The following is a 25,532-nucleotide window of genomic DNA, read 5'->3' as shown; positions in this document are numbered from 1 at the left end:
AGTCTAGGTTTTAGCTGAATCGGATCTTCCCCGCCCATCATGAGGCCCGCACTATCGTGACGCCCGCCCCATCGTGACGCCCGCCCCATCGTGACGCCTGCCCCATCGTGACGCCTGCCCCATCATGACACATGATACGCCCCATTGTATTCGCACGGCGCCGTCTGTGGTCTCTCTCGATACGAGCTTTTCGGTGATCGAGAATCGGTCGATTCTAGCGACGACGTGAATGCCGTTCCGCCAGTGCTTCGTCTGGTTTGAAAGTGGGGGGTGATCGTAGCGGAAGTCGTCCGGACTTTCGTTGTCTCTACGCAACGATGCGAACCTCTCACGCGAGTTCTGCTACTCGAAACTCAAAGTGGGAAGAAACGTGCCGTTTCGCATGCGTTTGTGGGTGAGTTGGCACTAGGCCGTGAAGGGCTTACGATACGGGCCAACCATCGATAGGACCGAGAGGCAAAATCCGTGGACGACGCCGTCTTTTCGCGCCCCGTATTGGGGTGAAGGGATGCTGCCGTATCCTGCTAGGGGCGTTGCCTTGAGTGGGCGGCCGGATTGGGCGACCCGAGTGGGATGGCGCCCTCGATCAGGCTCCAACTGATTCGAGCAGCACCCGGGATTTTGAATACACGACTCTCGCCGCCAAGTAAGGACGTCAGCCGGAGGTAGACGAAGTCTTCGTTTGCCTCACGCAATCCAGCGCTGACGGGAGCGAAAGTCCGAGCGTCTATCGGGCGGCGCAGGCGATGATTGCCAATTTGATTACCGCGAACTGACTCGCGTTCAACCACCAAGGAGAAACCCCAATGAGAATGCTTCTGACGTTGCTCGGCATCGCTCTCTTGTCCACTTCCGTTCACGCTGCTGTGGCGGCAGGTGAGAATTTGCTGATCAACGGCCGTTTTGACGCGGAACAAGTGGAGTTCCCCGAATTCTGGAGTCCATCCTCGGCCAAGAATGTGTTCTACGATCGCGTGGGAGGGCCCGATGGAGAGCAGCCCGCTGTTGTCCTGAAAATCGACGGCGACACGCCTGGCTCGACGAGCCTGCGCCAGCAAGGTTTGACGTTGGTGCCCGGCGAAACCTACAAATTCAGCGCGTACGTCAAGACCAAGGGCTTCCAGTGCCGCGCAGGTGGGCTGATCGTTCACAACCGAGGCTGGATTTCTGCGACAGGCATCTCTAAGTTTCCCGCGGATTCCGAGTGGACGTTGTACGAAAGGACATTCACTCTGATGCCTTCCAGAAACAATGAGTACGGTGTCGCCATGTACGCCACCCGCCAGACAGGTGAAATCCATTTTGCCGACGTCAAGCTCGAGGCCGTCAGCGAAGGGGCGCGCCAAGGTTCCTCATCGCAACGATCCCTGGTAAACGCTGCTCGGCTAGTTCCGCTCCAACCGCTGTTAAATAAGATCCCCCGCTCCAACCCGGAGCTGACTTGTCAGTTTTATCGGTTTCAGGGGCAAGAACGCGAAATTTTGGAGTGCGTTGTCACCGTCGACGGTGACCCAATCCCCGCGCAAGTGATCCCGCTCGCCAACGATGGTGTCCTCCGCGTCCGTCTCGCCGGACTCCCCCGCGGTGACTACGCGCTGAATGCTGTCGTCCGGCACCGCGAAACGCAGAAGACGGTTCTGGAAACGGACTACGCGATCAGCATCGTCGATCCTCCCGCCATCGACCTCAGCAACGTCCGCCAACTGAACAACTTGGTGGCCGAGGTGTTGAACCAGCCCGTTAGCGCGAACGCTGCGACGCAGTCGTTCACGTTTGTGAATCCTCGTGATGGCTGGGTATTCATGGCCTTCACAGGCGGCAAGCTAGAATCGGGTTCAACCATCACGCTCGATGAGAGCGACACGGTAATCACCGCCACCACCGACCGACTCGAAGCGTTTCGCGAACTGGCGGCGGGCGAACATCGCATCACCGTTAGCGGCAACCGGGCGGACGCGCGGCTGATCGTACGATCGATCCCGGAAATCTTGAACTATCCCCCGTGCGTGAGTTCGCGCGTCCCGGAAAACGGCAGTTACGGTTGGGACTTCATGAAGGAGCACATCCTGCACGCCGTGACCACGCTGAACGGCGGCACGTTGCCGGGTGACGCGCTGCCCGAAGCCAAAGCTCGGGGCTTAAAATGGCTCGCCAATTTCAACGTCGACGCTAAGGGGGATCCCGCCAAGTTGCGGGACCGGATGGAGAAAACGGCCGGCATGACCCAGCCGCAGTACGACGGTTTTACCAGCGACGAGCTGTTCTTCGGCAGACCCACGATCAGCAACTATGCTCAGGCCCTGAGCATGGTACGCAACCCGCAAAACCGACGGGTGTACACCTGGGTCGTCGGCAAACCCAGCATCCGCTCGCTACACAGCGATTTCATATCCACTTGTTTGAACGCCTCCGCAGGCCGCGGCCGCTTGCTGTTCGAGGCATATTGTCATCCTCGGGACAACGAAAAAGCGGCCGCCGCCTATCTCGACAATATGGTCGGGGAAACGATGCGCCGCTTTAACGCGTTCTATCCCAACGCGGCCGCCGGAACCGGCATCATCTTCGGCAATTTTAACCAGATTCCGATCATCTCTCTGGAACACAATCCGCAAGTTGACTTCAAGTATTTCCTGGACATGCAGGTCAACCTGATCGCCAACAGTCCTGACTTCAAAGGCCTAGCGACGACGGGCTATTGGGGAACCTATTACGGCGACGAAGAGTTGGTGCGGTGGTCCTTCAAACTGATGCGCCACTATGCCGTCGAAGGCAATAAAGAAATGCTGTCGGATCGTTACGGGTTCAAGTACAACCCCGGCTTGTTGGCAAACGGTGATTTCACGGACGGCTTGAATGGCTGGACGGCGTCGCCAGCGGCCAAAGACGCGCTGCGTACCCGAGCGATTGCCGGCTATGGAAAAAACAGCCAGGGCCGCTGGGGTGGCGGTAGCGCCGGTGACACGGTTTGCGTGATGACCCGCAGTGCTGGCAAGCCCAACCGGATCAGCCAAACCGCGGAGGGTCTGGAGGTGGGGAAAACCTACTGTCTGCAATTCGTCACCGCCGACATGAAGGATGTCATCGGTGAAAAATACAATCCCCGTAAATACGGTATCGATGTGGAATTGGAAGGTGTCGAGATACTTGATGACAAGAGCTTCGTTCATATCGACCGTCGCAACACCGGGCGTTACAAGGACAACAAGAAAGTCGCTAAGATCAACCTCAATCGACTCGTTTTCCGCGCCAAGTCTGCAACGCAGACCATCGCCTTCACTGACGAAAAAGCGGCCCCTGGCGAAGAGCTGTTGATCAACTTCGTCCAACTCAAACGCTATCTGGAGCCCTAAGTCATCGATCACCTGAACGTGCATTTCCCGCTCGGGTATTCCCCGAGCGGGCATCGTGATTGACACATCGGCAATGATGGCCGATGCGTTCGAAGGATTCCTGGCGATTTGACCAAGACGATGATCGGCGTGGCAACTATGATCGGCGTGCGGGTTGCGGCGGTGATGAAACTTGTCGTCAATGCCGTGTCTTTCGCTGATTCAAGTGCGAGGGACAAAATTGAAAGTGCACCAAACGCGGCACGAAACACCGAATGAAACTTACACTCCACTCCTAAAAGACAGTCCTCTCCCCCCAATGAAGATTTCCCCGATGACCGACCACGACAAACGATATCGGACCTCGTGTCGCACCGTGGCAAAACGATGTGCCGCCCTGGCCATTGTCCTGATGCTCAGCGTGACAACCGGGTTTGCCCAGACGAACGACGAAGCGATTCAAGCCGCGCTGGCGGTGAAGCCCAGCGTTGTTAAGGCGTCGTGGTGGGGCTTCGACGAGACGGAGTCGACCCAAGCACTTCAATCCGCGATCGATTCGGGCGCCGACAAAGTCATCGTCCAGAACATGGGTAAGCCATGGATCGTCGACAAGATCCAACTCGCGAGCAACCAGGAACTTTACTTCGAGAAAGACTGTGTCGTGCTCGCCAAACGCGGCGCGTTCAAAGGCAGGAACGATAATCTGTTCACCGCAAGGTTAAAACAGAATGTCACGCTCAATGGTGACGGTGCAACCTTGCGGATGTGGAAGGCCGACTACCACTCCGATGCGTACACCAATTCCGAGTGGCGGCACTGCGTGAGTCTGCTCAGTTGCAGCAACGTGAAAATCCACGGGCTCACGCTGGCCGATAGCGGTGGCGACGGTATCTATCTCGGGGTGGCCAAGCGTGGTGTCACTAACACCGACGTGCATATCAAGGACGTCATTTGTGACGGCAACAACCGTCAGGGAATCAGTGTGATCAGCGCGGAGAACTTGTTGATCGAGGACACGGTGCTCAAGAACACGTCCGGCACAGCGCCGCAGGCCGGAATCGACTTCGAACCTAACCATCCCGGCGAGAAGGTCGTGAACTGCGTGATGCGAAACTGCGTCGCCGAGAACAACGCAGGCGGCGCGTACGTGCTCTATCTGCGCCCGCTTGACGCCACCTCCACGCCCATCTCCGTGCGCATCGAGAACTGTGTCTCACGCGGCAACAATGCCGTCTCCGCGTCCATCACCACGGCGAACGGCGGCCCCCAAGGGGCGCCTGAGGGGTTGGTTGAATTCATCAATTGCCGCTTTGAGGATTCCGGCAGGGCTGGCATCAGCGTGCGAGACATGCCCGTGAACAGCTGCCGCGTGCGGTTTGAAAACTGTGTACTAGCGGATGCGAGCGACGAGCCGAAGCGTGCCACACCGATCTTGTTCGCTGCTGCCGCGGACAGCACCCAGGATCTAGGAGGCGTCGAATTCGTAGATTGTAAGTTGGTGGAACCGGTGGACCGGCCGCTGATGTCGTTTACGGATTACGCGGGTGAATTGAAAGTCCTCGACGTCACGGGCACACTCAATGTGGTCCGTAATGGCCAACAGCGAGCGGTCCCGATCACTGAGAAACTGCTCGACGAACTGATGCCGACACGCACCATGAAACGGATCCCCCGCTACGATCTGAACGGGGTTTCCTTTGTCCCAGCGTTTCCCGATGCGGAGCTGCCGTCGGCCAAACCGCGGCTAACGCGTCAACGCAAGCACGGCGAGTACTTGGTCTATGCCAACCAAGGCGATGAAGTTCAACTTAACGTGCGGTACGTGAAGGTCGGTAGCTACGCCGGCAGTGATATGAAGATCCCGGTACTCGATGAATCCGGTAAACGCGTCTCGACACTAATTGCACCATTCCGGCAGGATACGCAGTGCAGCTTCACCGCACCGTCGACCGGCACATTCAAGTTGGTCTGCGATCCGGGCGGCAACAGCGTTCACGTGGATTCGCCGACACACCGATTGTGCCTCATCGGCAACGACCGCCCGATTGCCTTCATCCGAACCACCGGCAACTTCTATTTTTGGGTGCCGGGCAGCGTGTCAGAGTTCGGTGTCAAGATCTATGGTGCGGGTACCGAACGTGTCAACGCCGCCGTTTTCGATCCATCGGGTGCCGAAGTATGGGCAAAAGAGAACATCGACGTCCCGCAAGTGTACGAAGGCAAACCACGCACGGCCGGCAAGGACGAAGTCTGGCGAATTCGGATTGGCAGGCCCACCGACGGTGCGTTCGAGGACCATTACATCGACCTGCGTGGCGTGCCGAACGTGCTGTCATACACGCCGGAGACGTTGCTGAAGCCAAAATAATCTGTTCCGCGAGGGCCATTTGACACATGATCGGGGATTCAAGCCGTCGCTGCGTTCGCTAGAACGTGGTGCACGGCTTGGCGACGTAGCTACGTCTAAGATAAAAATGCTCTCGGGCAGACATCGGCGTGGTGGTCGTGGTTTGCGTCAATTCGGTCACCCGATCGAGTTGGAGACCAACCGTCCGACCCGCTCAAAGTGCCTTCGTTGTATTGCCTTGATCTTGTGTGAACCGGTGTCCATCGTTTGTATTCCGGCTTGAGTACCGACGTTGAGCTCAACCGAATATTCAATCTATCGGGGTTAGGGTGACCGACTCGGCATTCGTGATTGATTCTCGACTATTAGGGCCGCCGGAATGCGGCGTGTGTTATCCTAGCGGTTAGAGTTGGCTTTAATCGCTTCCGTATCGGTGCCCCATTTCGTTGCCGGCGGAAAAATGAATTTCCCCGTAGGATGGACAGCCCTGATGATTTTACGATTGATGATTGCCCTCAGCATGCTTGCGTTCGCGGACCAAGCATCGGCACAGTTTCAAATCCGTATTGGCAATGGCGGAATCAATCTCGGCACCCGCGGCGTCTCACAGCCGCACATTGATCACCATGATCACGTCATTCGCGACTCGCATGGGCATCGTGTCGGTGTGGAGCACCACGACGTTATCCGCGGCGGATCGTCTAGGAATCGGACTCGTAGCGGCAGCGGTTCGCACATTGACCACCACGATCATGTGATTCGCGACAGCCATGGGCACATTGTCGGACGCGAGCATCATGATGTGATCCACTCAAACCGCTCCTACGTTGTGCCTAGGTCGATCGGGGGCCGTGGCCAATACTACGTCCAAGGAAACAAATACTACTATCTGCCTCAATCATCGAACTCGCACGTCGTCGCGCGTCCAACGGTGATGGCGTATGGCGGATTTACGCAGTACCACGATCTGGCGGGCGAATTGGAGTTTCTGATTAACGAGTTGTTACTCGATTTTCACTACAACTATTCTCACAACGTCGGCTTCGCGGAGACCTACGCCGAAGGTTATCAGTTGCTCGGCGTCGCCAAGTATATCCATGCCGCGGATCACAATCACGACCATGATGCCGTTCGATCGCGTCTAAGTGGAATGGACCGGTTGTTCCATCACATCGAAGATGACATCCGTGGTTGGTCACGTCACCAACATCGTCAGATTGGCAACTTGGGAATTGTCGCCAAGGCGGAGCGAATCGAAGCGACGCTGCATCATTTGATGAACGATGTTGGCGTCAGCGCAACCGAGCAAGCGCCCCCACCCGGAGGTGGCATCGAGCAAGCTCCGGCACCCCAAGGCTTCGCGCCCGCACCCCAAGGCAACGGCTCTGCCCCTCTGGGCAATTCGCCGCCACCTGCGACCTTGCAATAGCGTTCGGGCATCTAACCAGCTCGCCACCATGATCAGAGCCACTGGAGCGAGAAGAACTCGATTACTCCAGCGTTAGCCTGCGTGGTTTGGCGATGCAGGACTTTGAAACAATCCACGCCAGTGCTGCGGAACTACGTGTTTTAAACACGATGGACGGCTTTGTATTCCGTTTTCACAAGGCTCGTTGCAATGGCAACGATGCCTGAAGCCTTCGTTCACTGGTGGCCCTGGTGATCCGTTCGCCGGATCACCGATCATGTCGACTTAGGTGTTTCGCCGTGCCACGACCGCGTCGTTGAGGTCTTGCAAGATCGCAACGGTTTCTTCCCAACCGATGCAAGCGTCCGTGATGCTCTTGCCGCGGACGAGGTTGGGGGCGCTCAAGCTCTGGTTGCCTTCGACTAGATTGCTCTCGACCATCACGCCCATGATACGGCGATCACCGTCGCTCACCTGGCTGCAAATGTCGCGACATACATAGCGTTGACGCGTGTGTTTTTTGCGGCTGTTAGCATGGCTGGTGTCGATCATGATTCGTGGCTTCAAATCGGCTTTGACCAGCAGATCTGAGGCGGCATCGATGCTGGCGGCGTCGTAGTTGGTGTGCGTCCCGCCACGCATGATCAAGTGACAATCGGTGTTGCCCGTGGTGGCAAAGATCGCCGAAGTCCCCTCTTTGGTCACCGACAAGAAGTGGTGGGGGCGCTGAGCCGAGCAGATTGCATCGACGGCAATTTGGACATTCCCACCGGTGCCGTTTTTGAACCCTACCGGGCACGACAGCCCCGATGCGAGTTCGCGGTGACCTTGGCTTTCGGTCGTGCGTGCACCGATGGCGCCCCAACCGACGAGATCGGCGACGTATTGCGGGCTGATCAAATCTAAAAATTCGGTTCCCGTTGGCAGCCCCATGGCATTGATATCACGAAGCAAACCGCGTGCGATACGTAGCCCGCGATTGATTTCAAAGCTGTTGTCGAGCCCTGGATCGTTGATCAAGCCTTTCCAGCCGACCGTGGTGCGCGGCTTTTCGAAGTAAACACGCATCACAATCAGCAACTGATCTTGATGCTTTTGTTGCTCCGCAGCGAGCAGTTCCGCATACTCAATCGCAGCTTCGGGATCATGGATCGAGCAGGGGCCGACGACGACGACCATGCGGTCATCTTCCTCGCGAAGCACGCGTTGGATTCCACCGCGCGCGTTGGCAACGGTTTCCCCGACGTGCGGTTCCACGGGGATCTCGGCCATTAGATCTCGCGGAGGCATCAGCGACTTCATCGCGCGAATTCGCAGATCATCAGTCGCTGGCGTTTGGGTTTTCTCGATCATCGTGGTATCTGGTTGGAATCAGTGTCAATTCGTAAGTATTGACTATCGTTCGAGGGACGAAAAAAAACAACCGGGGATCTACAAATGTCCCCTCGGTCGGAGGGAATGTTTGCTCGCCATTGTAGGAGTGATGACGATTGCGCCCCTGCGGGGAGTATTGCGCCCCTGTGGAGAGTGCCGCTCGGTCCGTTCACCCGCTGACGCGAATCCAAACGGGGGGCAAGGGTGGAGAGACGCTGGGGTGAGAGAGGCTGGGGCGAGAGAGGCTGGGGTGACTCGGTCGTGATGCGGCGCGATCGTGGCACGCAGAGGATTAACAGTCCGGTGAACCGAGTTAACGGTTGAGCGGACACAGGTGGATTGCCAAAGCAGCCGGTGCGGCCGAAGATACCCATCATGGACCCACCGTCGACGAGCCAGCAAACCGTATTGACGACGAAGCAGCGTAGCGAGTGCTTCGAGGCTCGATTGGTGCTGCATGCCGCAGGGATCGCCGCAGACGCGAACTTCCACGACGGCGTTTGGACTTTGCTCGTGGAACACGACGTTTATCCTGTCGCGACGGCCGAACTCGCTGCCTATCGTGCCGAAAATGTCGCTTCTCCGACCCGCGAACTCACTCCATTTCCGGTCCATGGCGGGGCCGCAGTTGCGTGTTGGGCTTATGCGGCGACGTTAATTCTCGTCGCCATCCTGGCGGCTGAATCAGCGTTTGGCTATGCCTGGGATCAGGCCGGGCGAATGCAAGCCGGCAAGGTGATGGCGGGCGAAGGGTGGCGGGTCGTAACCGCGTTAACGCTCCACTTAGACCTCGGTCACATTCTGGGGAATTTGTTATTTGGTACGGTCTTTGGCTTGCTCGCCGGACGCATCCTTGGAGGGGGCGTGGCTTGGTTGGGCATTGTCATTGCCGGCGCGTTGGGAAATTGGATGAACGCCTGGGCACAAGCGGGGACACACACCTCGATCGGAGCCTCTACTGCGGTGTTTGGTGCGCTCGGCATGATCGTTGCGCACGCACTTTGTCGCTGGGCTTTGACTCAGGAAAAACCGATTCGGCGTTGGAGCCCCCTGGTCGCTGGCGTTTTGTTATTTGCGTTCACCGGCGTGGGAGGCGAGAACACCGACGTGTTGGCCCACGTGACCGGATTTCTCGCCGGGCTGGTGATTGGTTGGTCGGGAAGTGGCTTGCCCCATCGCTGGTTGGCTCGCATGGATGTCCAAATCGTTGCCGGACTGGCCGCGGTTCTGCTGGTCGTCTCGGCTTGGACGATCGCGCTTGCCGTAGCGGGCTAAACCGTCCACAAGGAGGCGAATTGCCAAGGAGCGGTCAATCCATTGATCCCTTGGCCAAGCAATCGCCTGCGGCACAAATTTCCCACGCTTCGGCTCCACGATTTCGCTACAATCGCAAAGATGCTGCTAGTGTGGGGTCACGCTCGCACGCAAGCTTCTTTACTGGGCCGCATGATAGGCCCCTTCTCTAACGGTAAATCGATGATGAAGCCACACCGACTGCTACATCGGCGGCATTTCCTGGCCCGGTCCTCCTTTATGGCTGCCGCGGTGAGTACACACGGATTAATGAGTACCCCGGGCGTATTTGCCGAGGAATTGGTCCGCACGCCTGCTCAAACTGCGGGCCCGTTTTATCCCGATCGATTGCCGTTGGATACCGACAATGACTTGCTGATTATTAATGATCGTATTACGGCGTCAGTGGGCGAGATCACTCACTTGAGTGGCCGCATTTTGGATCTCAACGGAAACCCGATACGCAATGCCGTCGTCGAGATTTGGCAGGTCGACAATCAAGGGGCATACCTGCATTCGCGAGGAGACGCCGGCGGCGGACGGGATGCGAATTTTCAAGGCTTTGGTCGTTTTTTGACCGGTAGCTCCGGCGAGTATTACTTCCGTACGATCAAACCGGTGCCCTACCCGGGACGGACTCCCCACATTCACTTTGCCGTCAAACAGAAATCGAGTGCGCCCTTTACGACTCAGTGTTACGTCAAAGGCAATCCTCTGAATGAGCGCGACGGCGTGCTACGAAGCATCAAGGACGTTGCCGCACGCGAGTCGGTGATCGTGGACTTCGCTCCGTTGGCGGACTCGAAAATCGGTGAGTTGGCCGCGACGTTCGACATCGTCGTGGGCCGGACCCCAGAAGCGTAGGCTTCAACGTTGCGTGCCTTCCCTTCCGAAGGAGATCATAACCCGACGCGTTAGCGAGGGACCGAGTTAACCGTGATCTTCACTCGCGTACGCGTCGGGTTGTGAAAAAAGACGTGGGATTTATACCGTAGCTGCGTTCGCAAGAACGTGGTCCACCGTCTTGCCAGGGTGGCTGCATCAAAATTTAAAATGCTCTAAGCCGACCTCGGCTTCGACGTGTCACGATTGATGTGTCGTCCCGCGCCGGATGGCGTTTTTGCCAAACCGTTGGAGAATCGAGTCCGTGGTCTGGTCTACTTGAGCATCTCGAGTGCTCGTGTCGTCAAACAATCCCAATTGCCGCGTGCGTGAATTGGCCAGCGAACTGACCCCGATACCGACCAGCCGAACCGGTTGCGTGATTGGGATCCGACGGAGGAGTGTGTCGCGTGTCGTTTCCCACAAGACTTGGGTCGATTGGGTGGCCGAGTCCAGGGTTGCCGAACGGGCGAAGGTTTGAAAATCGCTGAACCGCAATTTCAACGTCACCGTGCTGCAATAGCGATCATGGCGTCGCAACCGGCGTCCGACCTGCTCGGTCAATCGCAATAAAATTGCCCTCAGGACTTCCTCGTCGGTCACATCCGTGTGAAAGGTCGTTTCGTGGGAAATCGACTTTGCTTCGCGGTCTGGTATGACGGCGCGATCATCACGTCCCCAGGCCAACGCGTACAGATGAGTTGCCGAAGCGTCGCCAATGGCTTGCTTCAGCTTGTCGAGATCGGCGTGGCGGAGATCCTCAACGCGGTGGATGCCAAGTTGTCCCAATCGCGCTTCGGCGCGTTTACCGACGCCCCAAATTTTGGCCACTGAGAGCGGATCAAGGAATGTATGCACGTTTGCCGGTTCGACGATCGTAAAGCCCCGCGGCTTTACATGAGCGCTGGCGACTTTTGCGAGAAATTTATTGGGCGCGACCCCCACCGAGGCGTCCAAACCCAGCTCGTGCGCAATCGTTCGCTGGATCCGGCGACCAATTTCTGCCGAGCTGCCGAATAACGCCTCGCTGCCGGTCACATCGAGAAAGGCTTCATCCAAGGCGAGCGGTTCGACCAGCGGCGTAAAGCGATGAAAGATTTCTCGGATTTGCTTCGAGACCCCGGCATAGATCTCCATCCGCGTCGGTACCACCACCAGATTCGCGCAACGCGCTAACGCGGTTTTCATTGGCATGGCGCTGTAGATACCAAAGCGACGCGCTTCGTAGCTTGCCGCAGCGACGACACCTCGTCCCGAAGCACTGCCGCCGACGACGACCGCCTTGTCTCTTAACGAAGCGTTGTCACGCTGTTCGATGGATGCATAAAACGCATCCATGTCAATGTGCAGAATCATGGCGGGAGTCTACACAGGCATGGGAACGCAGGGGAATGGGTTAGCGGTTGAGCCAATCGTCGTCAGCGCGGAGCAAATAACTCCCCCCCGCCGCTCACTGCTTCGACGCATCGGCGGTTGGTTTCCGCCAAACCGGACGCGCGTTCGCGGTGATCTCGCGGTCAATCTCAATCATGCGGGCCTTTAGCTTTGCAGCCAGCTCGGGTTCTTCGTCCAACAAATTGTTTTGTTCACCGATGTCATCGCCAAGGTGGAACAAAAACACTTCCGCCTCGGCCGCTGGGAGCTTCGTATTTTTGCCTTTGCGCGGTACCTGCTCAAGGTACTTCCAATCGCCGCTGCGAATGCCTTCGAGCACACCGTAGGATGAATAGTAAACGAACTCGTCTCGCGGCGAAGCGTCGGTTGTGAAGGTGGACGTCATGTCGATGCCGTCGATTTTGTTACCCCCGGCGGGTAACGGAGATCCCGCTAACGCAGCGATCGTGGGCAACAAATCGATCGTCGACGTCATCGCGTGGGTCGTCGTCCCCGCGGGGATGCGTCCGGGACCCCAGATGACACATGGCACTCGTTGCCCCCCTTCGAACGTCGTCCCTTTGCCGCTGCGTAACGGATCGGCGCTACCGCCATGATTTTTGAACTGCAACCAAGGTCCATTGTCACTCGTGTAGATGATATAGGTTTTTTCCGACAACCCAAGTTTGCGAACGGTATTGGCGATACGTCCCACTTCGGCATCGATATGCTCAATCACGCACTTGTAGGCATTTTGCGGATTGGGATCGTAGACGTCATCGGGAACGTAGAGCGGAATGTGCGGCATCGAATGAGGCAGGTACAAGAAGAACGGCTGGTCCTGGTTGAGTGTAATGAAATCGATTGCGGTATCGGTGTAACGCCGCGTGATCGTGCGTTGGTCGACCGGCACCTCGACCAGTTCTTCGTTTTGAAATAACGGGGTGTTCCAGTACGTTACACTGGTGGCTTGGTCGGTCCATAATGCGTCCGACGCCATCCGACGTTTTCGCTTGTTGTCGGGATGGTTCATGTCGTTGGAATAGGGAATGCCAAAATAGGAATCAAACCCCTGGGCCCTGGGCAACGTCTCGGGATGGTGCCCCAAATGCCATTTGCCCACGCACGCGGTCGCGTAGCCCTGCGACTTTAAATGGTCGGCAATGGTGTATTCGTTCGCATGCAGCCCGTAGTCGCTTTGCGGAAAAAGAACGTGTTGGTGCATCCCGACGCGTTTCGGGTAGCTGCCGGTCAACAACGCGGCACGCGAGGGGGAACAGACCGGCGAGGCGGAATAGAAGCTGCGAAGTGTTCGCCCCTCGGCTGCTAAACGGTCGATATGAGGCGTTTTGATCGTCTTGGATCCAAAACATCCAAGGTCGTTGTAGCCTTGGTCATCCGTGAAAATGAGGATGAAGTTCGGTCGCGTTTCTACGTCCGCAGCGGATGCGATCGCCGTGGACACGGCCCACGCGGCAACAAGAAAAGTCAAGAGATATCGAACAGAGGCTTTCATAGGACGCCAATCAACCGTGCGCTGAGAAGGACAGAGTAACAGGACGCGTAGTCGTGGGGTGCCATCTTAGCTGCGCCCCCCCGAGGCCGCCAACTCAATCAAGGCGTTTTGTCCACTGGTTGTGGCGTGCGGGGCGAATGCTGCTTCGGGTTTCACCGGTTCCCCGACCGTAGGGGCGAGAAATAGAAGCCGATACAGAACACTCGCTGCACCCGTCGAGCAGCCCAACCCGTGAGCTCGTATAATCTTTCGCTGGGAAACGTCATTGCGTCGCGGCAACTTTCGCATGGTGCCAACATGCAAAATCAGACCCATTCCATATCCAATTTGCTGAAAGTCCCGTCACGATGAAACCTGCTTCGCTCGCTTTGACATTGCTTCTAATCCCGTTTAGCCTTCGCGCCGAGGAGCCGAACGCGGTTCCCCGGTTTGACGTTCCGGAAATCCGCTCTTCATGGGACGATTTGACCGATGGCATTGAGTCGAAAGACGATTGGCACAAGCGGCGAGCGGTGCTGAAACAACGTTATCTTGATCTGTTATGCGACCAGCATAAACCTGAAAAACCGGCAATGGAGCTCGTCGTTCATGAGTCGGTCATCGTTGATGGCCAGTATCGGCGGCAATTGATTAGCTATGCCGTTGAGTCGGATGAACGAGCCTATGCTTATTTGGGCACTCCTTTGGCTTTGACCGAAAAGGCACCGGCGATTGTCGCGTTGCATGGAACGTATGCTCAGGGAAAAAAAAGAGCCGCAGGACTTGTCGAGAATCCAGACAAGGCGTACTTGGACCACCTTTGCAGACGCGGTTATGTCGTCATTGCACCAGAGCACTTTGTCTCGGGGCACCGGATTCCCAAGGCCGGTGCTTACGATACTGCGGAGTTCTACAAGAAGCATCCCGAGTGGACGGCGGTGGGTAAGTTCACTTATGAACATTCAATCGCGATCGACGTTTTGCAGAGTTTAGATCAGGTCGATGGGGATCGGATCGGAGTTCTTGGCCATTCGTTAGGGGGACATGGCGCATTCTTTCTCGCGGCCTATGACGACCGTATTAAAGCTTCGGCGTGCAACTGCGGCGCCAGCTTCTTTCGCCACAATCCAAACGTCGCAGGCTGGTCGCGGGACCATTGGTATATCTATTTCAAACCAATTCGTGAAGGGTTACTCAAGGGCGAGATGCCGCCGATTGATTTTCACGAAATCATTGCACTGATCGCCCCCCGCGCGTTCATGGATCTCTCCGGACTGAACGATGGTCATCCTCCCACACAAAAACAACGTTTACTGATGCTCATGAAAATCATGGACGTGTACGAAATCGAAGGAGCTGCCGAAAACTTTGCGTTCTATGTGCATGGACGAGGGCACTCGGTGGCCCATGAGTCACGGCAACTGATGTATGGATGGATGGACTCTCATTTAAAACCTGCCGAAGCGACACGGACGCGACTTGTGACCCCCGAGTCCGAGTCACCCGACACAGTTGATGCTAAGCCGCAGCATCCCTAGGCATTTTGATAAATAACGTGGGATTTAAACCGTAGCTGCGTTCGCAAGAACGTGGTCCACCGGCTGGCGGCGGTAGCCACACGAAAATAAAAACGCTCTAGCAATGCCCATTGCATGAGCTCCGGTGCATGAGCTCTGGTGCGGGAGCTCCGGATCTCAACGCTCCGGAGCGGAGCGAATGAAATGAATCAAATCGGCCATCTGCTGGTGATTTAAACTCTTTTCAAAGCCCTCGGGCATCAAACTCGCTTGATTGGAGCGAAAATCTTCGAGTTCGGATCGCTGCAAGGTTTCTTCTTTAGCATCTTGCAGTCGCAACGTGATCGCGGCCCCTGATTCTGCTGCCAACAACCCTGTTACGATCCGACCACTGTCGGTAAGCGCAACGTAGGTCGCATAACGGCTGTCCATGTTCCGGCTCGGATCAAGAATCTCTTGCAGGAAGAAGTCAACCGACTTACTTGCCAAGGCTTCTAGGTCGGGACCGACCGCGTTGCCCAGCCCCTTCAATCGATGGCAGGTTGCACAATGCTTTGAAAACAGTTCCGCGCCTCGCGTGAGATCGGTTTTAAGGTTGGAAATGTCCGCGTATTCGGCAATCACGGCAGCGCGGTCCGCGTTCACCGCGCCCGAGAAAACCCGCTCGGCTTTCGCTTTTAAATCGGCATCGGTTGTCGCTAGAATGCGCTGTCGCGAGGCGGTATCCAGCTCCGATGCACGAATTTTGGATTGATCGATCGCATCGAGCAGCACGGCGATAAACGATACCCGCGATGCCAAGGCGTTTAGAATGGAGGCTCGCACGGACGGTGAGACTTGGTCCCATTTGTCGATCATCAAACGAGCTGAATCCGCAGAGTTGCTCTGGGAAAGCGCGGCCACGGCCGCCAACTGGATTTCGCTCGGGTTACGCGTGTTGAGTACCTCGGCGGCTACCTGTTGTGCCGCCTCCGTCCCCCCTTCAAAGCCGGAAAGCGTTTGCAGGGCGGCGATTCGCAACGCCGCTGATTCGTCTTCGTCGACAATGATTTCAGGAGCCAATTGCGAGCAACGCTCGATCAAAATGTCGCCCTGTTGTTGTTTGAATGCCTTGCGGAATCCTTCATTCTGTTTCAGCTGCGTCAACACGGTAGGCATGACCTTCCATTGCCATAATGCCAAACGCTCCGCTTTCGTGTTGCAAACCGCGACGGCTAGTTGAGCCTTTAACGCGTCGTGCCCCATCGCGAAGAGGACAGGGAAGACCCGCGGTGCATGGGGAGCCGATTGATCGATACGTTTGAGCAAATGCTCGCTAAAGGTATCCACGTTCCCGTCATGAAGACTGCTTAAAACGGCCGCTTGTAGGAACGGATCCGCAGGGTTGTTGAGCAACACCTCCGCCAACACTTGCCCGGTCGATTTGTTTTTCCACTGTCCCAGCGAGCACGCTACCTGTAACCGAACGTGGGCGTCGGAGTCCGCAGCCAAGGCGGATAGCAGTTCGAGTGCTTTGTCGGTCCGATTGTCGGATTCGCTTGCAAACGCCTCGCTGATGCGCGCGGCGTGGCGCCGAACCTCCGCGTTTTTATCCTGCATTGCGTGGGCCGCATCTTCCAGACGTAGCTTTCCAAAGTTCTGAAGCATCGATAACGCTGCGACACGCGTCGCAGGCGACTCGGATTGGCGGGCGAGGTTTCGTAACGCAGGCTCCGCTTCGACGACGTGGTTCCACTGCAACAATTGCATTGCCATATCACGCTGCCAACCGTTCGGTGACTGGAGCGTGGCAACCAATTCATCGGGGGTGGCTTTATCGAGTCGCGGCCAGGTCGGAAGCGACTCCCCACTGCGGATGACGCGGTAGATGCGTCCTCGATCGGCTCCGCCACGAACGTTCACGGTCTCGAGCGACTCTTGAGGAATCCATTTTGGATGCTCGATCACTTCGCGGTACATATCGACGACCCATAGCGAGCCATCCGGTGCGGTGCGAACTTGGACGGGGCGAAACCAAGGATCGGTGGACGATAAGAACGCGTGTTTTCGCTCGGAGTCAATGACCGAACCCTGGAACGTCGAATTCTTTGCTTGAAGTTTAAAGTGGTGGACCAGCAGATTAACCGGCTCGCAGGTATACAGTCCTCCTGCGTAGTCGGCTCCCAAATAACGATCGCGATAAACGCCAATACCACACGCAGCGGTGGCTTTGCCGCCTTGCCCGGACAGTTTGAACAGTTGCAAATTATCACTCGCCGGAATCAAGGTTGCATCCTGCGGTGTCGCTGCAACATGCGACAACGGTGGCGCTGGAGGCGCCACTGGGTTCCGGCGTAGGTAGTGGGCTTCGAGCGGATAATGAAACCCAATTTTTGTATTGTCGCATCCAAACCAGTTGCCGAAATCGTCACGGACGCGGCCCTGTTGCGTGCGTCCGATCGCGTGTTCAATCTCTCCAGTATCGGGTCGGATGCGGAAGTCATTGTGCCCTAATTCGAACGTTTTCCCGGTTAGACCCGATGTGATCGTACCACCGAACAGCCCACAGGATCCGTAGACCCAGCCATCGAGTCCATATTCCAAACTGTTGACGCGGGCTTGGAAATTATCGGTGCCAAATCCGCTATACAACTTTGTGACCACATCCGCTCGACCATCGTTGTCTTGGTCCTCGGCGTACAGAATGTCAGGCGCGGCACAAACCAGAACTCCCTTTCTCCATACGGTCACGCCGGTGGGAAAGGGAATGCCGTCGAGAAACACTTCGGATTGGTCCAAGTTGCCGTCATCGCGACTCGATGAGAGCAAGCGAACGCGTCCACCCGGTTGGTAATTGCCGTCGATGCCGGTGGGATAGTCATACATTTCGGCGACATACACTTTACCGTCGGGAGCAAAGTCAACCGCGACGGGGGAAGCGATCAGCGGCTCGGCGGCGACGAGAGTGGCACTCAAATCATCGCTGGCAAACTCAAGCAAAGCGAGCGAAGCTTGTGGCGATTTGCCGGCTGCGGCGTTCGCAGGCACCGCAGGTTTGTCCGCCCCAGCCACCAGCGAACGGCACAGTTCGAGCGTTGTGGTGAGGATTGTTTTTTGTAAACCGGGACGAAGCTTCGTGGGTTGGTCGTAGTAGGTCATCGAGTCACTCCCCTCGTAACCGCCACGCTCGAGTAGTTTTTCGCTAGGAATATAGCAAGGGCACGCATTGGAGTAGGCATTGACCCACAAGCCTTGGTCGGCTAGCTGCATTTTCAGTTCCAGCCCATACTCGACGGTGACTTCGCCCGCCAAGAACACCATGCTCAGCGAATCGCCGAACGACCAAACCTGAATCGGATAGCGAATGGATGTTCGTAGCGATTCGCCATTGCTGATTTTTTCCAATTGTTTTCGCGCGTGATAACCTTGAGGTGTATCCAACTTGGCGCGTTCCGCAAATTCAGCTTGGCTGGGCAACTCCTGGAGTGGCAATTCGAGTTCTGTGTTCCCCACGTGGACGTTGTTCTGGACTGCCGTCATCGGGTTTTCTAGCAACCGAGATACCTCTGCGGCAATCAAGCCCCCTTGGCTGTTTGCAACGTCGAAACGATCGCTGGCAACATGGGCGTTTGGATTCTGATCCCCGCCACAGCCGACGGAAAACATGGCAATGCAGCCAGGATTGGAGGCTTCGATTTGCGATTGGGCATAGCCAGCCCAATCACCGCCGATCATCCGCTCGGCCAAGGTGACGCAGTGACATGCGTAGCTTGAATAGATGCCGATCAGGTCGCCCGCTTCGTCTCGGATCGCCAAGACGGGCAAGTCATGATCGACCGGTCCATTGGGGTCTCGCCGGTTCATCGCAAAGCCGACCTTTCCAACGGACCACTGCAGCGTGGCGGCGCGACGGTTCGCCAGAGCGGATTTCGCAGCCTGCGTCAGATTGTCCGTGAACTCACGCGTGTACTGGTCAATTACTTTCTGTTCTTGTGCAGTGAAGTCTCGGCCCAAAATGTTCGGAGCGCAACCGTTGATAATTGGAGCGGTGTGCGTGTGCGTGGCCGTGATCGCGACGCGTTCGGGATCGACCCCGAGCGGTTTCAATCGCTTGCATACCTCGGCGTGGATTTCAGCCGGAATGCCCAGCGTGTCGACGGTGATCAACAATAACGGACTTTTGTCGTCACTTTCGATGGCCATCGCTTTGGCCCAAATCGGCTGCCGTACGCCCATCGATGCCTGTTGACGCATCAAGAATCCGTTCATCAGGATCGGATAGTCCGGAGTGATGTCAACGCGAGCCATGCCGACTTGAAATCGCAATTGATCTGCTGACGCTCCGCTCGCAGGGGCCGGCGCGTCCTGGGCGCGAGATGGCCCGGCTAGCAAGCTCAGGGTCAATACGGTGAACACGCTCCAACACGCCACAGGGTAGTGAGAACGAGATTTCATCAGCTGCGTAGTCAAGAGGGCATTCCTAATGGGCGTGGGGGAGTTACGGCTTTGAGCGTCAGCAGGCAAAATCGCAAATCGCCAACCGTGAAGTTAGCGGAGCCAGACGTGCCGGTAGGGGATCAAGTGCAGATCGCACATCGCCCCTCAACGAAGAGACGTCGAAAGGGGCAGCCAATGATCGTGTATTTCGCCGATCCTTGCAACAGCCGAGCCTTGCAACATTAGGCCCGTCCCCCCCCCCCTTTCTCACGCGTCAATTAGCCCGCTGATATCGATCAAATGCAATTGCCGTCCTTGATCCTCGTGAGGCGAATCGATGCAAACCAATTTTCCGTCACGGGACAGACGAGGGTGCGTGTCGACACGCCATTCACCCTTGTAAACGGGGGGCAGGTGAAAGTCGCCGAGATTAATGCGTCGTCCCGAAGCAAGATGGTACAGGTGCGGCGTTTGCATCCGCTGCTTGCCTTTGGGATAGGTGTCGTTGAGCAGCCATTCGTTGCCCGGCAAGTAGCTAATATGTCCTCCGCTATCGAGCACGCCGCGACCGATCTCTCGGACATCGCCGCCGCCATCGATATCTTCGAATAGAAAATTCCCCCAACCGTCGTTGCCATCAAATTTGCGTGATTGAGACAAGAGGTGCGTGTTGTCTTTCCAGATAAAATGGGACGCGTAGCCGTTACTACAAACGATGCGAACATCATCCCCATCGGGAGTGGCGGTGACGATTCGCGTCAACCGTGACCCGCTCGGATAACGCCAACGGTGCAGGACAATGAACCGCGAGCCGTCGGGATTGTACAACAGGTGATTGAAGTAGTGTTTGATGCCAAATTGTTCGTTCGGAATGAACCCCGTGCGTGCCACGTCAGCGATCGACAGGATGGTTTTGACGTCGCCGGTGGTCAAGTCGATGCGGACGATCCCTGAATCGATTGGCGCCAAGTCATCAGCATACGGATCGGGCAGCCCCACGTAGCCGTAGCCGGGACGCACATCGTTAATGCGGCGAAAATCGGCGGAGATGGCTTCCTTTCCATTCGGGCTGACGCTGTAGATTGCGTGCGGAATGACTCGCGTTTTCCGCGTCTGGACATCCATAATCCGTGCTACAAACCGGTCCCCGATGCGGTCGTTCCAGATGATTTCGGAATCGGAGCCTGGTAACCACTGCAACATGCAACCTTGTTGCCAGCCCCAAGCCTTGCTTTCGCCAAGTTCGATCCAACGGTCGCCGTCTTCGAGATCGATCATCCCGATCTTGATCGTGTCGTCGGCGGTTGGCGAGCGATGCTCAAAATCGACTTGCATGCCCAGCACGAAGCGATTGGTCGGGTCAAATTGATGCTTGTCGTAATAGCCGAACCAATGATGCTTTGGTCCCTTCGTGATCGTGCGCACGGGGATTTCAAGGTCAGACGTTGCGGCGGCCAACGGATTGGCCCCACAGGCCGCCAACGCGATGGCGGCTTGGCTGGCGATGAATTGGCGACGGTCGATCGACGGTCGGGACATGTCGGTATCCTGTGGAGGTAGGTCGAGGTGGAAGTGGATTCAAAGTAACAATAGATTCAAGGGACGGAGGTATGCACCCGAGGGTGCAGCGTTACGCCAGCAACCCTTCGATCACCTTGGCCGGTTGGCCATCGATCAAGGTTTGCTCACGTCCGTTTTGTTCGTACGTCAAGTGTTCGGCATCGACTCCAAACAAATGCAACAACGTAGCATGGTAGTCAAAATGGTTGACGGTGTCTTCGATCGCATGATGGCCAAACTCATCGGTTGCACCGTGCATTCCGGCGCGGAATCCGCCTCCGGCGACCCACATGGAAAACCCATCGGTGTTGTGATCGCGGCCGATGTTCGCTTCATTTTGAATCACGGGTAAACGTCCCATCTCGCCACCCCAATGGACCACGGTGGTGTCGAGTAACCCACGCTGTTTCAAGTCCTTTACCAATGCCGCCGCGGGTTTGTCCACCTTGCGACATGATGCGGGCAAGCCTTTGACGATGCCGCCATGATGATCCCAGTACTGGTTCTTGGTGAACAGTTGCACGAAGCGGACGCCGCGTTCGACCAAACGACGCGCGATCAAGCAACGCTCGCCAAACTCCTTCGTCTCCGGTTCGTTGATGCCGTACATCTCGTGAGTCGACTGGGATTCGCGACTCAAGTCGGTCGCCTCATCGGCGGCAAACTGCATCCGTTCGGCGAGTTCATAGTTCGCGATACGGGCTTGCATCTCGTGCTCACCCCTTCGCCGCTCGGCATGTCGCTGGTTCAACGACGCTAACATGCTTAGGTAGTTCGTTTGAATCTCGCCATTCAAATGTGGCGGTGGCTGGAGGTTCAAAATTCGCGGTTCCACGGGACGGATGACCGTTCCTTGATATAGCGATGGTAGCCATCCATTGGACCAATTCAGTACTCCCTCGACGGGCAAACCCTGTGGGTCCGTCATGGCAATGTAGGCGGGCAAACTTTGACTCTCGCTACCCAGCGCATACGTCAACCAACTGCCCAAGGCGGGGCGTCCCATTTGCGGACGACCGTTGTTCATCGCGTGAATCGATTGGCCGTGGTTGCTGACGCCTGTATGCATCGAGCGAATCACTAATGCGTCGTCGGCGATCGTGGAGAAGTGTGGCAACAATTCGGAAACATCGGTTCCATGTTCGCCATATTTCTTGAACTTCCACGGTGAACCAAAAATCTTGGAACTCGCCTGAGCGGCGTTGTCGTACTTGATTTTGCCGGGAAACTTCTGCAGGTGCATTTTGTTTAGCAGCGGTTTGGGATCCAACAGATCCATCGCGCTAGGACCACCCTGCATGAACATCGAGATCATGGCAGTCGCTCGAGGAGCATGCGGTGGCGTTTTGGGTTTGGTGTCGAAGCCGACCGTTCCCATCAACGGCTTTTTAGGCTCTGCATCGGCTTGTTGCGCCATCATACAGGCCAATGCGAGTGGCCCACCCCGCATCATTGATGAAGCCAGGAAGTGGCGTCGGGTGGAACGTTCGCCGGTGAGGTTGTTTTTCATCGCTCGTGTCTCATTGGGGTGGCGCTCAGTTGGCGCGAGCATGGAGTAGGCTGCTATTTAAAACGTCGCGGTCGGTTCTTATCCAAAGCGACGCAGTTAATCAACGTACAGAAACTCATTGGAACTAAACATCGCTTGGCACGCGGTGGCCAAGGCGAGCCGATGGGCGGCTTCGGGAGCCAATTTCGCATCGCGTGCGCGAAACACGGAAGTTTGTTGATCGACAAACTCCATCAATTCGACGAGAACGGAATTCTCGATCGTTTTTCCGAAACAGTGTTTCCAAGCCAGCGACAGCTGTTGCGAAACTTCGCTATCGGCTTGGATCAAGCGGTCAGCCAGTTTCTCGGCGTGTTCGATCGCAAATTGACTGTTCATCATCAGCAGCGATTGGGGCGCGACATTGGAAAAATTACGCTGCGTGCAATTCGGAGCCACGGTGGCGATGTCGAACGCTTCCAATACTGCCAACGGTCGGCTCCGACGCACTTGGACGTAAATGCTGCGTCGCGAGAGCCCTTCGAAGTCCTTGTCTTCTCCGGTCGGCTTGCGTTCCCCGTCAAGTTTTTGTTCGCCGAGCACGATTTGGCCAACGGCGTCCTCTTTGACCGGAACCGGGGGACCGTGCAGGGTATCCGTCATCACGCCACTGGCTAACAGTACCGCGTCGCGGATCGCCTCGGATTCTAATCGACGAATCGACATGCGTGCGTACAGCCGGTTGTCGGGGTCGATGCGGTCCAGTTCCTCGCTGCGCAGCGAATCTTGGGTGTAAGTGGTCGTCAATAGGATCATGCGGTGCATCCGCTTGAGACTCCATCCACCTCGCATTAATTCATCGGCTAGCCAATCCAACAATTCCGGGTGAGTCGGCTTGGCGCCCAAGTAGCCAAAATCACCGGGCGTATCCACAATCCCGTGACCAAAATGATGAAGCCAAACGCGATTCATTAGAACTCGAGCCAACAACGGGTGTTTGCCGTTGGTCAAATGACGAGCGTACGCCAGTCGCCGACCGGTGGTGGGCCGGTTCGGATCATTCACTTCGATTTTCACCGGGGTGAATGACTTCAGTACGGTCAATTCATCAGGGGGGAGTTTTTGACCGAGTTGTTTGTGGTCTCCGCGAATGAACAAATGGGAGTCCGGGGTGTGGTTGGCAGGCTCGGTGAGCACCCTTAGGAATTTTTCCTTAGGGGCAGTACTGCGAATTTCCACAATCCCGGCCTGCATCTCGGCGAGTTCGGTTTTCGCGTCCGTGGCTCGACAGATCGCCGCGGCGTCACGGTAGCGTTTGAGTTCAGCAAATCGCTCCGCATTGATCGTGGCAAGCGATTCGGCCGTCACAAACACCTCGGGATACTCAGCCGCTAACGCTTGCTGAGCTTCGGTCCGCGATTCGGGGGCAACCGCGATCAATGCTTCTACGGCGCCGCGTTTCTCGGCGGGCACTTTGGCGAGTTGCTGCTGTTGCGCTTCGGCAATGTAACGCGATTCGCGTTCGGCAGCGGCCTTTTCAATGTCGCCAGCGCGGCGGGCACGTTGTTGGGCGTACAGATAGAGTGAACCGGGGGTGATGTTGCCAACGCTTGGATACTCTTCCAATAACGCAATTTGCTCAGGCGTCCGCTTGGCTTTCTCGGTTTGGTAGGCAGCCTTTAACTGCTCTCGCACCTCATCCGGAACGACCAACAACTCTTCGTACAACGTGCGGTCGATGTGTTCTTGTTGGCGTTGGTTACGTGCAGCGGTGGCTTCTTTCGCTCGTTCTTCGACCGCAGCGCGTAGTCGCTTGTCCTCGTCGGTGTACATGGATACCCGACGCTGCATTGGCGCTTTCCACTTTTTCCAATCGAGCGCCGGGTCAAAGATGGCGCGAAAACGATGGTAGTCCGCTTGGCTAATCGGATCATGACGGTGATCGTGACAACGAGCACAACCCACCGTTAGTCCCAATAAGGAGGTCGAGACAATGTCGATCGTATCGGCAATCGTGGTGTTCACGGCAAGGTCGCGGTCGATTCCACCGCTGCCGGTACCGTCGGCAGCCATCCGTAGAAAACCGGTTGCCGCTAGTCGAGCCATCCGCTCCGGCGTCATCGAGTCCGAGCCACCCGCTTCCGCATCCAATTCATCGCCAGCCAATTGTTCGCGAACAAATTGGTCCAATGGTTTGTCATCGTTGAAGCTATCGATCACGTAGTCACGATAGAAGTAGGCGAATTCACGCTCGATGTCGCGGTTCGTGTACCCATCGGAATCCGCATAGCCAGCGACGTCCAACCAATGTCGGCCCCAACGCTCGCCATAGCGGGGCGATGAAAGTAGTCGATCAACCAGATTCGCGTAGGCGTCCGGACTGGGATCGTGAATGAACTGATCGACCATCTCAGGCTCTGGAGGTAACCCCCAAAGATCAAACGTCAAACGGCGAATCAAGGTGTAACGATCCGCGGTCGCCGAAAACGAAAGCCCCTCTTGTTTAAGTCGCTTGAGGATAAACGCGTCGATCGGGTTGTCGACCGTCTGGTTTTCGAACTGCGGGACGTCGGGCCGCACAATGGGTTGAAAAGACCAAAAGTCTCGTTCTTCTTCGGTGATGTAATCGCCATCGTCCAGCGACTCCGGTTCGTCGCGAGCCGTTTTCGCACCTTGAACGATCCATTCACGCAGCGTCGCAATATCGGCGTCCGAAAGATTCTTGTCGCCGGGCGGCATGTCGCCTGAAACCACCCGTTCGAACAACAGCGATTCGTCGGGCTCGCCAGGCTGGATCGCTTCGCCCGAATCCCCCCCTGCTAGAATCCAGTGCCGTAAACGTACATCGAGCATCCCCTCTTTAACACCACTTTCGCCGTGACAATGGAAGCAATGTGCTTTCATAATCGGGCGGACATCCTTTTCAAATGTCAGCGATTCGGCGGCAAATCCCGTCAACGGGATCAGCACAATGAACGCATACAGCAAAGCAACGGTGCGGTGAATGTGCATATTCTAGGTGGGGGCAGGTGGACGAAAATGCAGGCG

At 56.5% G+C, this 25,532-nt stretch carries 14 protein-coding genes; 7 read left to right on the top strand and 7 right to left on the bottom strand.

Annotated elements, in window-relative coordinates; all coding sequences use genetic code 11:
- The first annotated feature begins 806 nt into the window (after positions 1–806).
- The 4 genes from Pla52o_RS24345 to Pla52o_RS24335 all read left to right on the top strand — a co-directional run bounded on the left by Pla52o_RS24345 (position 807) and on the right by Pla52o_RS24335 (position 7,105).
- Positions 807–3,350, top strand: coding sequence for a carbohydrate binding domain-containing protein (locus Pla52o_RS24345; RefSeq protein WP_146597246.1), 2,544 nt, complete (start codon positions 807–809; stop codon positions 3,348–3,350).
- A 108-nt stretch (positions 3,351–3,458) separates the two neighbouring features.
- A complete protein-coding gene (locus tag Pla52o_RS27160; RefSeq protein ID WP_197169479.1) occupies positions 3,459–3,608 on the top strand; it encodes a hypothetical protein in 150 nt (49 codons plus the stop codon).
- A 55-nt stretch (positions 3,609–3,663) separates the two neighbouring features.
- Positions 3,664–5,697: a right-handed parallel beta-helix repeat-containing protein gene (locus Pla52o_RS24340; RefSeq protein WP_197169478.1), complete on the top strand. Its 2,034-nt coding sequence runs from the start codon at positions 3,664–3,666 to the stop codon at positions 5,695–5,697.
- A 469-nt stretch (positions 5,698–6,166) separates the two neighbouring features.
- Positions 6,167–7,105 carry a hypothetical protein gene (locus Pla52o_RS24335; protein ID WP_146597244.1) on the top strand — a complete coding sequence of 313 codons (939 nt, stop codon included), beginning with the start codon at positions 6,167–6,169 and terminating at the stop codon, positions 7,103–7,105.
- A 264-nt stretch (positions 7,106–7,369) separates the two neighbouring features.
- Here the strand turns inward: Pla52o_RS24335 and Pla52o_RS24330 are convergent, their stop codons facing one another.
- Positions 7,370–8,437: a 3-deoxy-7-phosphoheptulonate synthase gene (locus Pla52o_RS24330; protein WP_146597243.1), complete on the bottom strand. Its 1,068-nt coding sequence runs from the start codon at positions 8,435–8,437 to the stop codon at positions 7,370–7,372.
- Positions 8,438–8,833: 396 nt separating this feature from the next.
- On the opposite strand from Pla52o_RS24330, the gene Pla52o_RS24325 reads away from it, so the two are divergent.
- Positions 8,834–9,733 (top strand): rhomboid family intramembrane serine protease, encoded by a 900-nt coding sequence (locus tag Pla52o_RS24325; RefSeq protein WP_146597242.1) that lies wholly within the window; start codon positions 8,834–8,836, stop codon positions 9,731–9,733.
- Positions 9,734–9,934: 201 nt separating this feature from the next.
- Complete coding sequence (locus tag Pla52o_RS24320) at positions 9,935–10,615, top strand: dioxygenase family protein (protein WP_146597241.1); 681 nt, start codon at positions 9,935–9,937, stop codon at positions 10,613–10,615.
- Positions 10,616–10,834: 219 nt separating this feature from the next.
- Here the strand turns inward: Pla52o_RS24320 and Pla52o_RS24315 are convergent, their stop codons facing one another.
- Positions 10,835–11,989, bottom strand: coding sequence for a DNA polymerase IV (locus Pla52o_RS24315; RefSeq protein ID WP_146597240.1), 1,155 nt, complete (start codon positions 11,987–11,989; stop codon positions 10,835–10,837).
- Positions 11,990–12,083: 94 nt separating this feature from the next.
- Positions 12,084–13,523: a sulfatase family protein gene (locus Pla52o_RS24310; RefSeq protein ID WP_146597239.1), complete on the bottom strand. Its 1,440-nt coding sequence runs from the start codon at positions 13,521–13,523 to the stop codon at positions 12,084–12,086.
- Between the two features lie 347 nt (positions 13,524–13,870).
- On the opposite strand from Pla52o_RS24310, the gene Pla52o_RS24305 reads away from it, so the two are divergent.
- Positions 13,871–15,040 (top strand): glucuronyl esterase domain-containing protein, encoded by a 1,170-nt coding sequence (locus Pla52o_RS24305; RefSeq protein ID WP_146597238.1) that lies wholly within the window; start codon positions 13,871–13,873, stop codon positions 15,038–15,040.
- Positions 15,041–15,196: 156 nt separating this feature from the next.
- On the opposite strand, the gene Pla52o_RS24300 is transcribed toward Pla52o_RS24305, so the two are convergent.
- From Pla52o_RS24300 to Pla52o_RS24285, 4 genes are all read right to left on the bottom strand, one after another.
- Positions 15,197–19,453: a neutral/alkaline non-lysosomal ceramidase N-terminal domain-containing protein gene (locus Pla52o_RS24300; protein ID WP_146597237.1), complete on the bottom strand. Its 4,257-nt coding sequence runs from the start codon at positions 19,451–19,453 to the stop codon at positions 15,197–15,199.
- A gap of 249 nt (positions 19,454–19,702) precedes the next feature.
- Positions 19,703–20,974 carry a hypothetical protein gene (locus Pla52o_RS24295; RefSeq protein ID WP_146597236.1) on the bottom strand — a complete coding sequence of 424 codons (1,272 nt, stop codon included), beginning with the start codon at positions 20,972–20,974 and terminating at the stop codon, positions 19,703–19,705.
- Between the two features lie 91 nt (positions 20,975–21,065).
- The gene (locus Pla52o_RS24290; RefSeq protein WP_146597235.1) at positions 21,066–22,505 is read right to left on the bottom strand and encodes a DUF1501 domain-containing protein; all 1,440 of its coding nucleotides are present in this window, start codon (positions 22,503–22,505) and stop codon (positions 21,066–21,068) included.
- A gap of 96 nt (positions 22,506–22,601) precedes the next feature.
- Positions 22,602–25,496 carry a DUF1553 domain-containing protein gene (locus Pla52o_RS24285; RefSeq protein WP_146597234.1) on the bottom strand — a complete coding sequence of 965 codons (2,895 nt, stop codon included), beginning with the start codon at positions 25,494–25,496 and terminating at the stop codon, positions 22,602–22,604.
- Between the last annotated feature and the right edge of the window lie 36 nt (positions 25,497–25,532).

Origin of the sequence: Novipirellula galeiformis (assembly GCF_007860095.1) — a bacterium.
Taxonomy (GTDB): domain Bacteria; phylum Planctomycetota; class Planctomycetia; order Pirellulales; family Pirellulaceae; genus Novipirellula; species Novipirellula galeiformis.
Note: the sequence above shows the minus strand (reverse complement) of the source record. Positions and strands in the feature narration are given on the sequence as shown.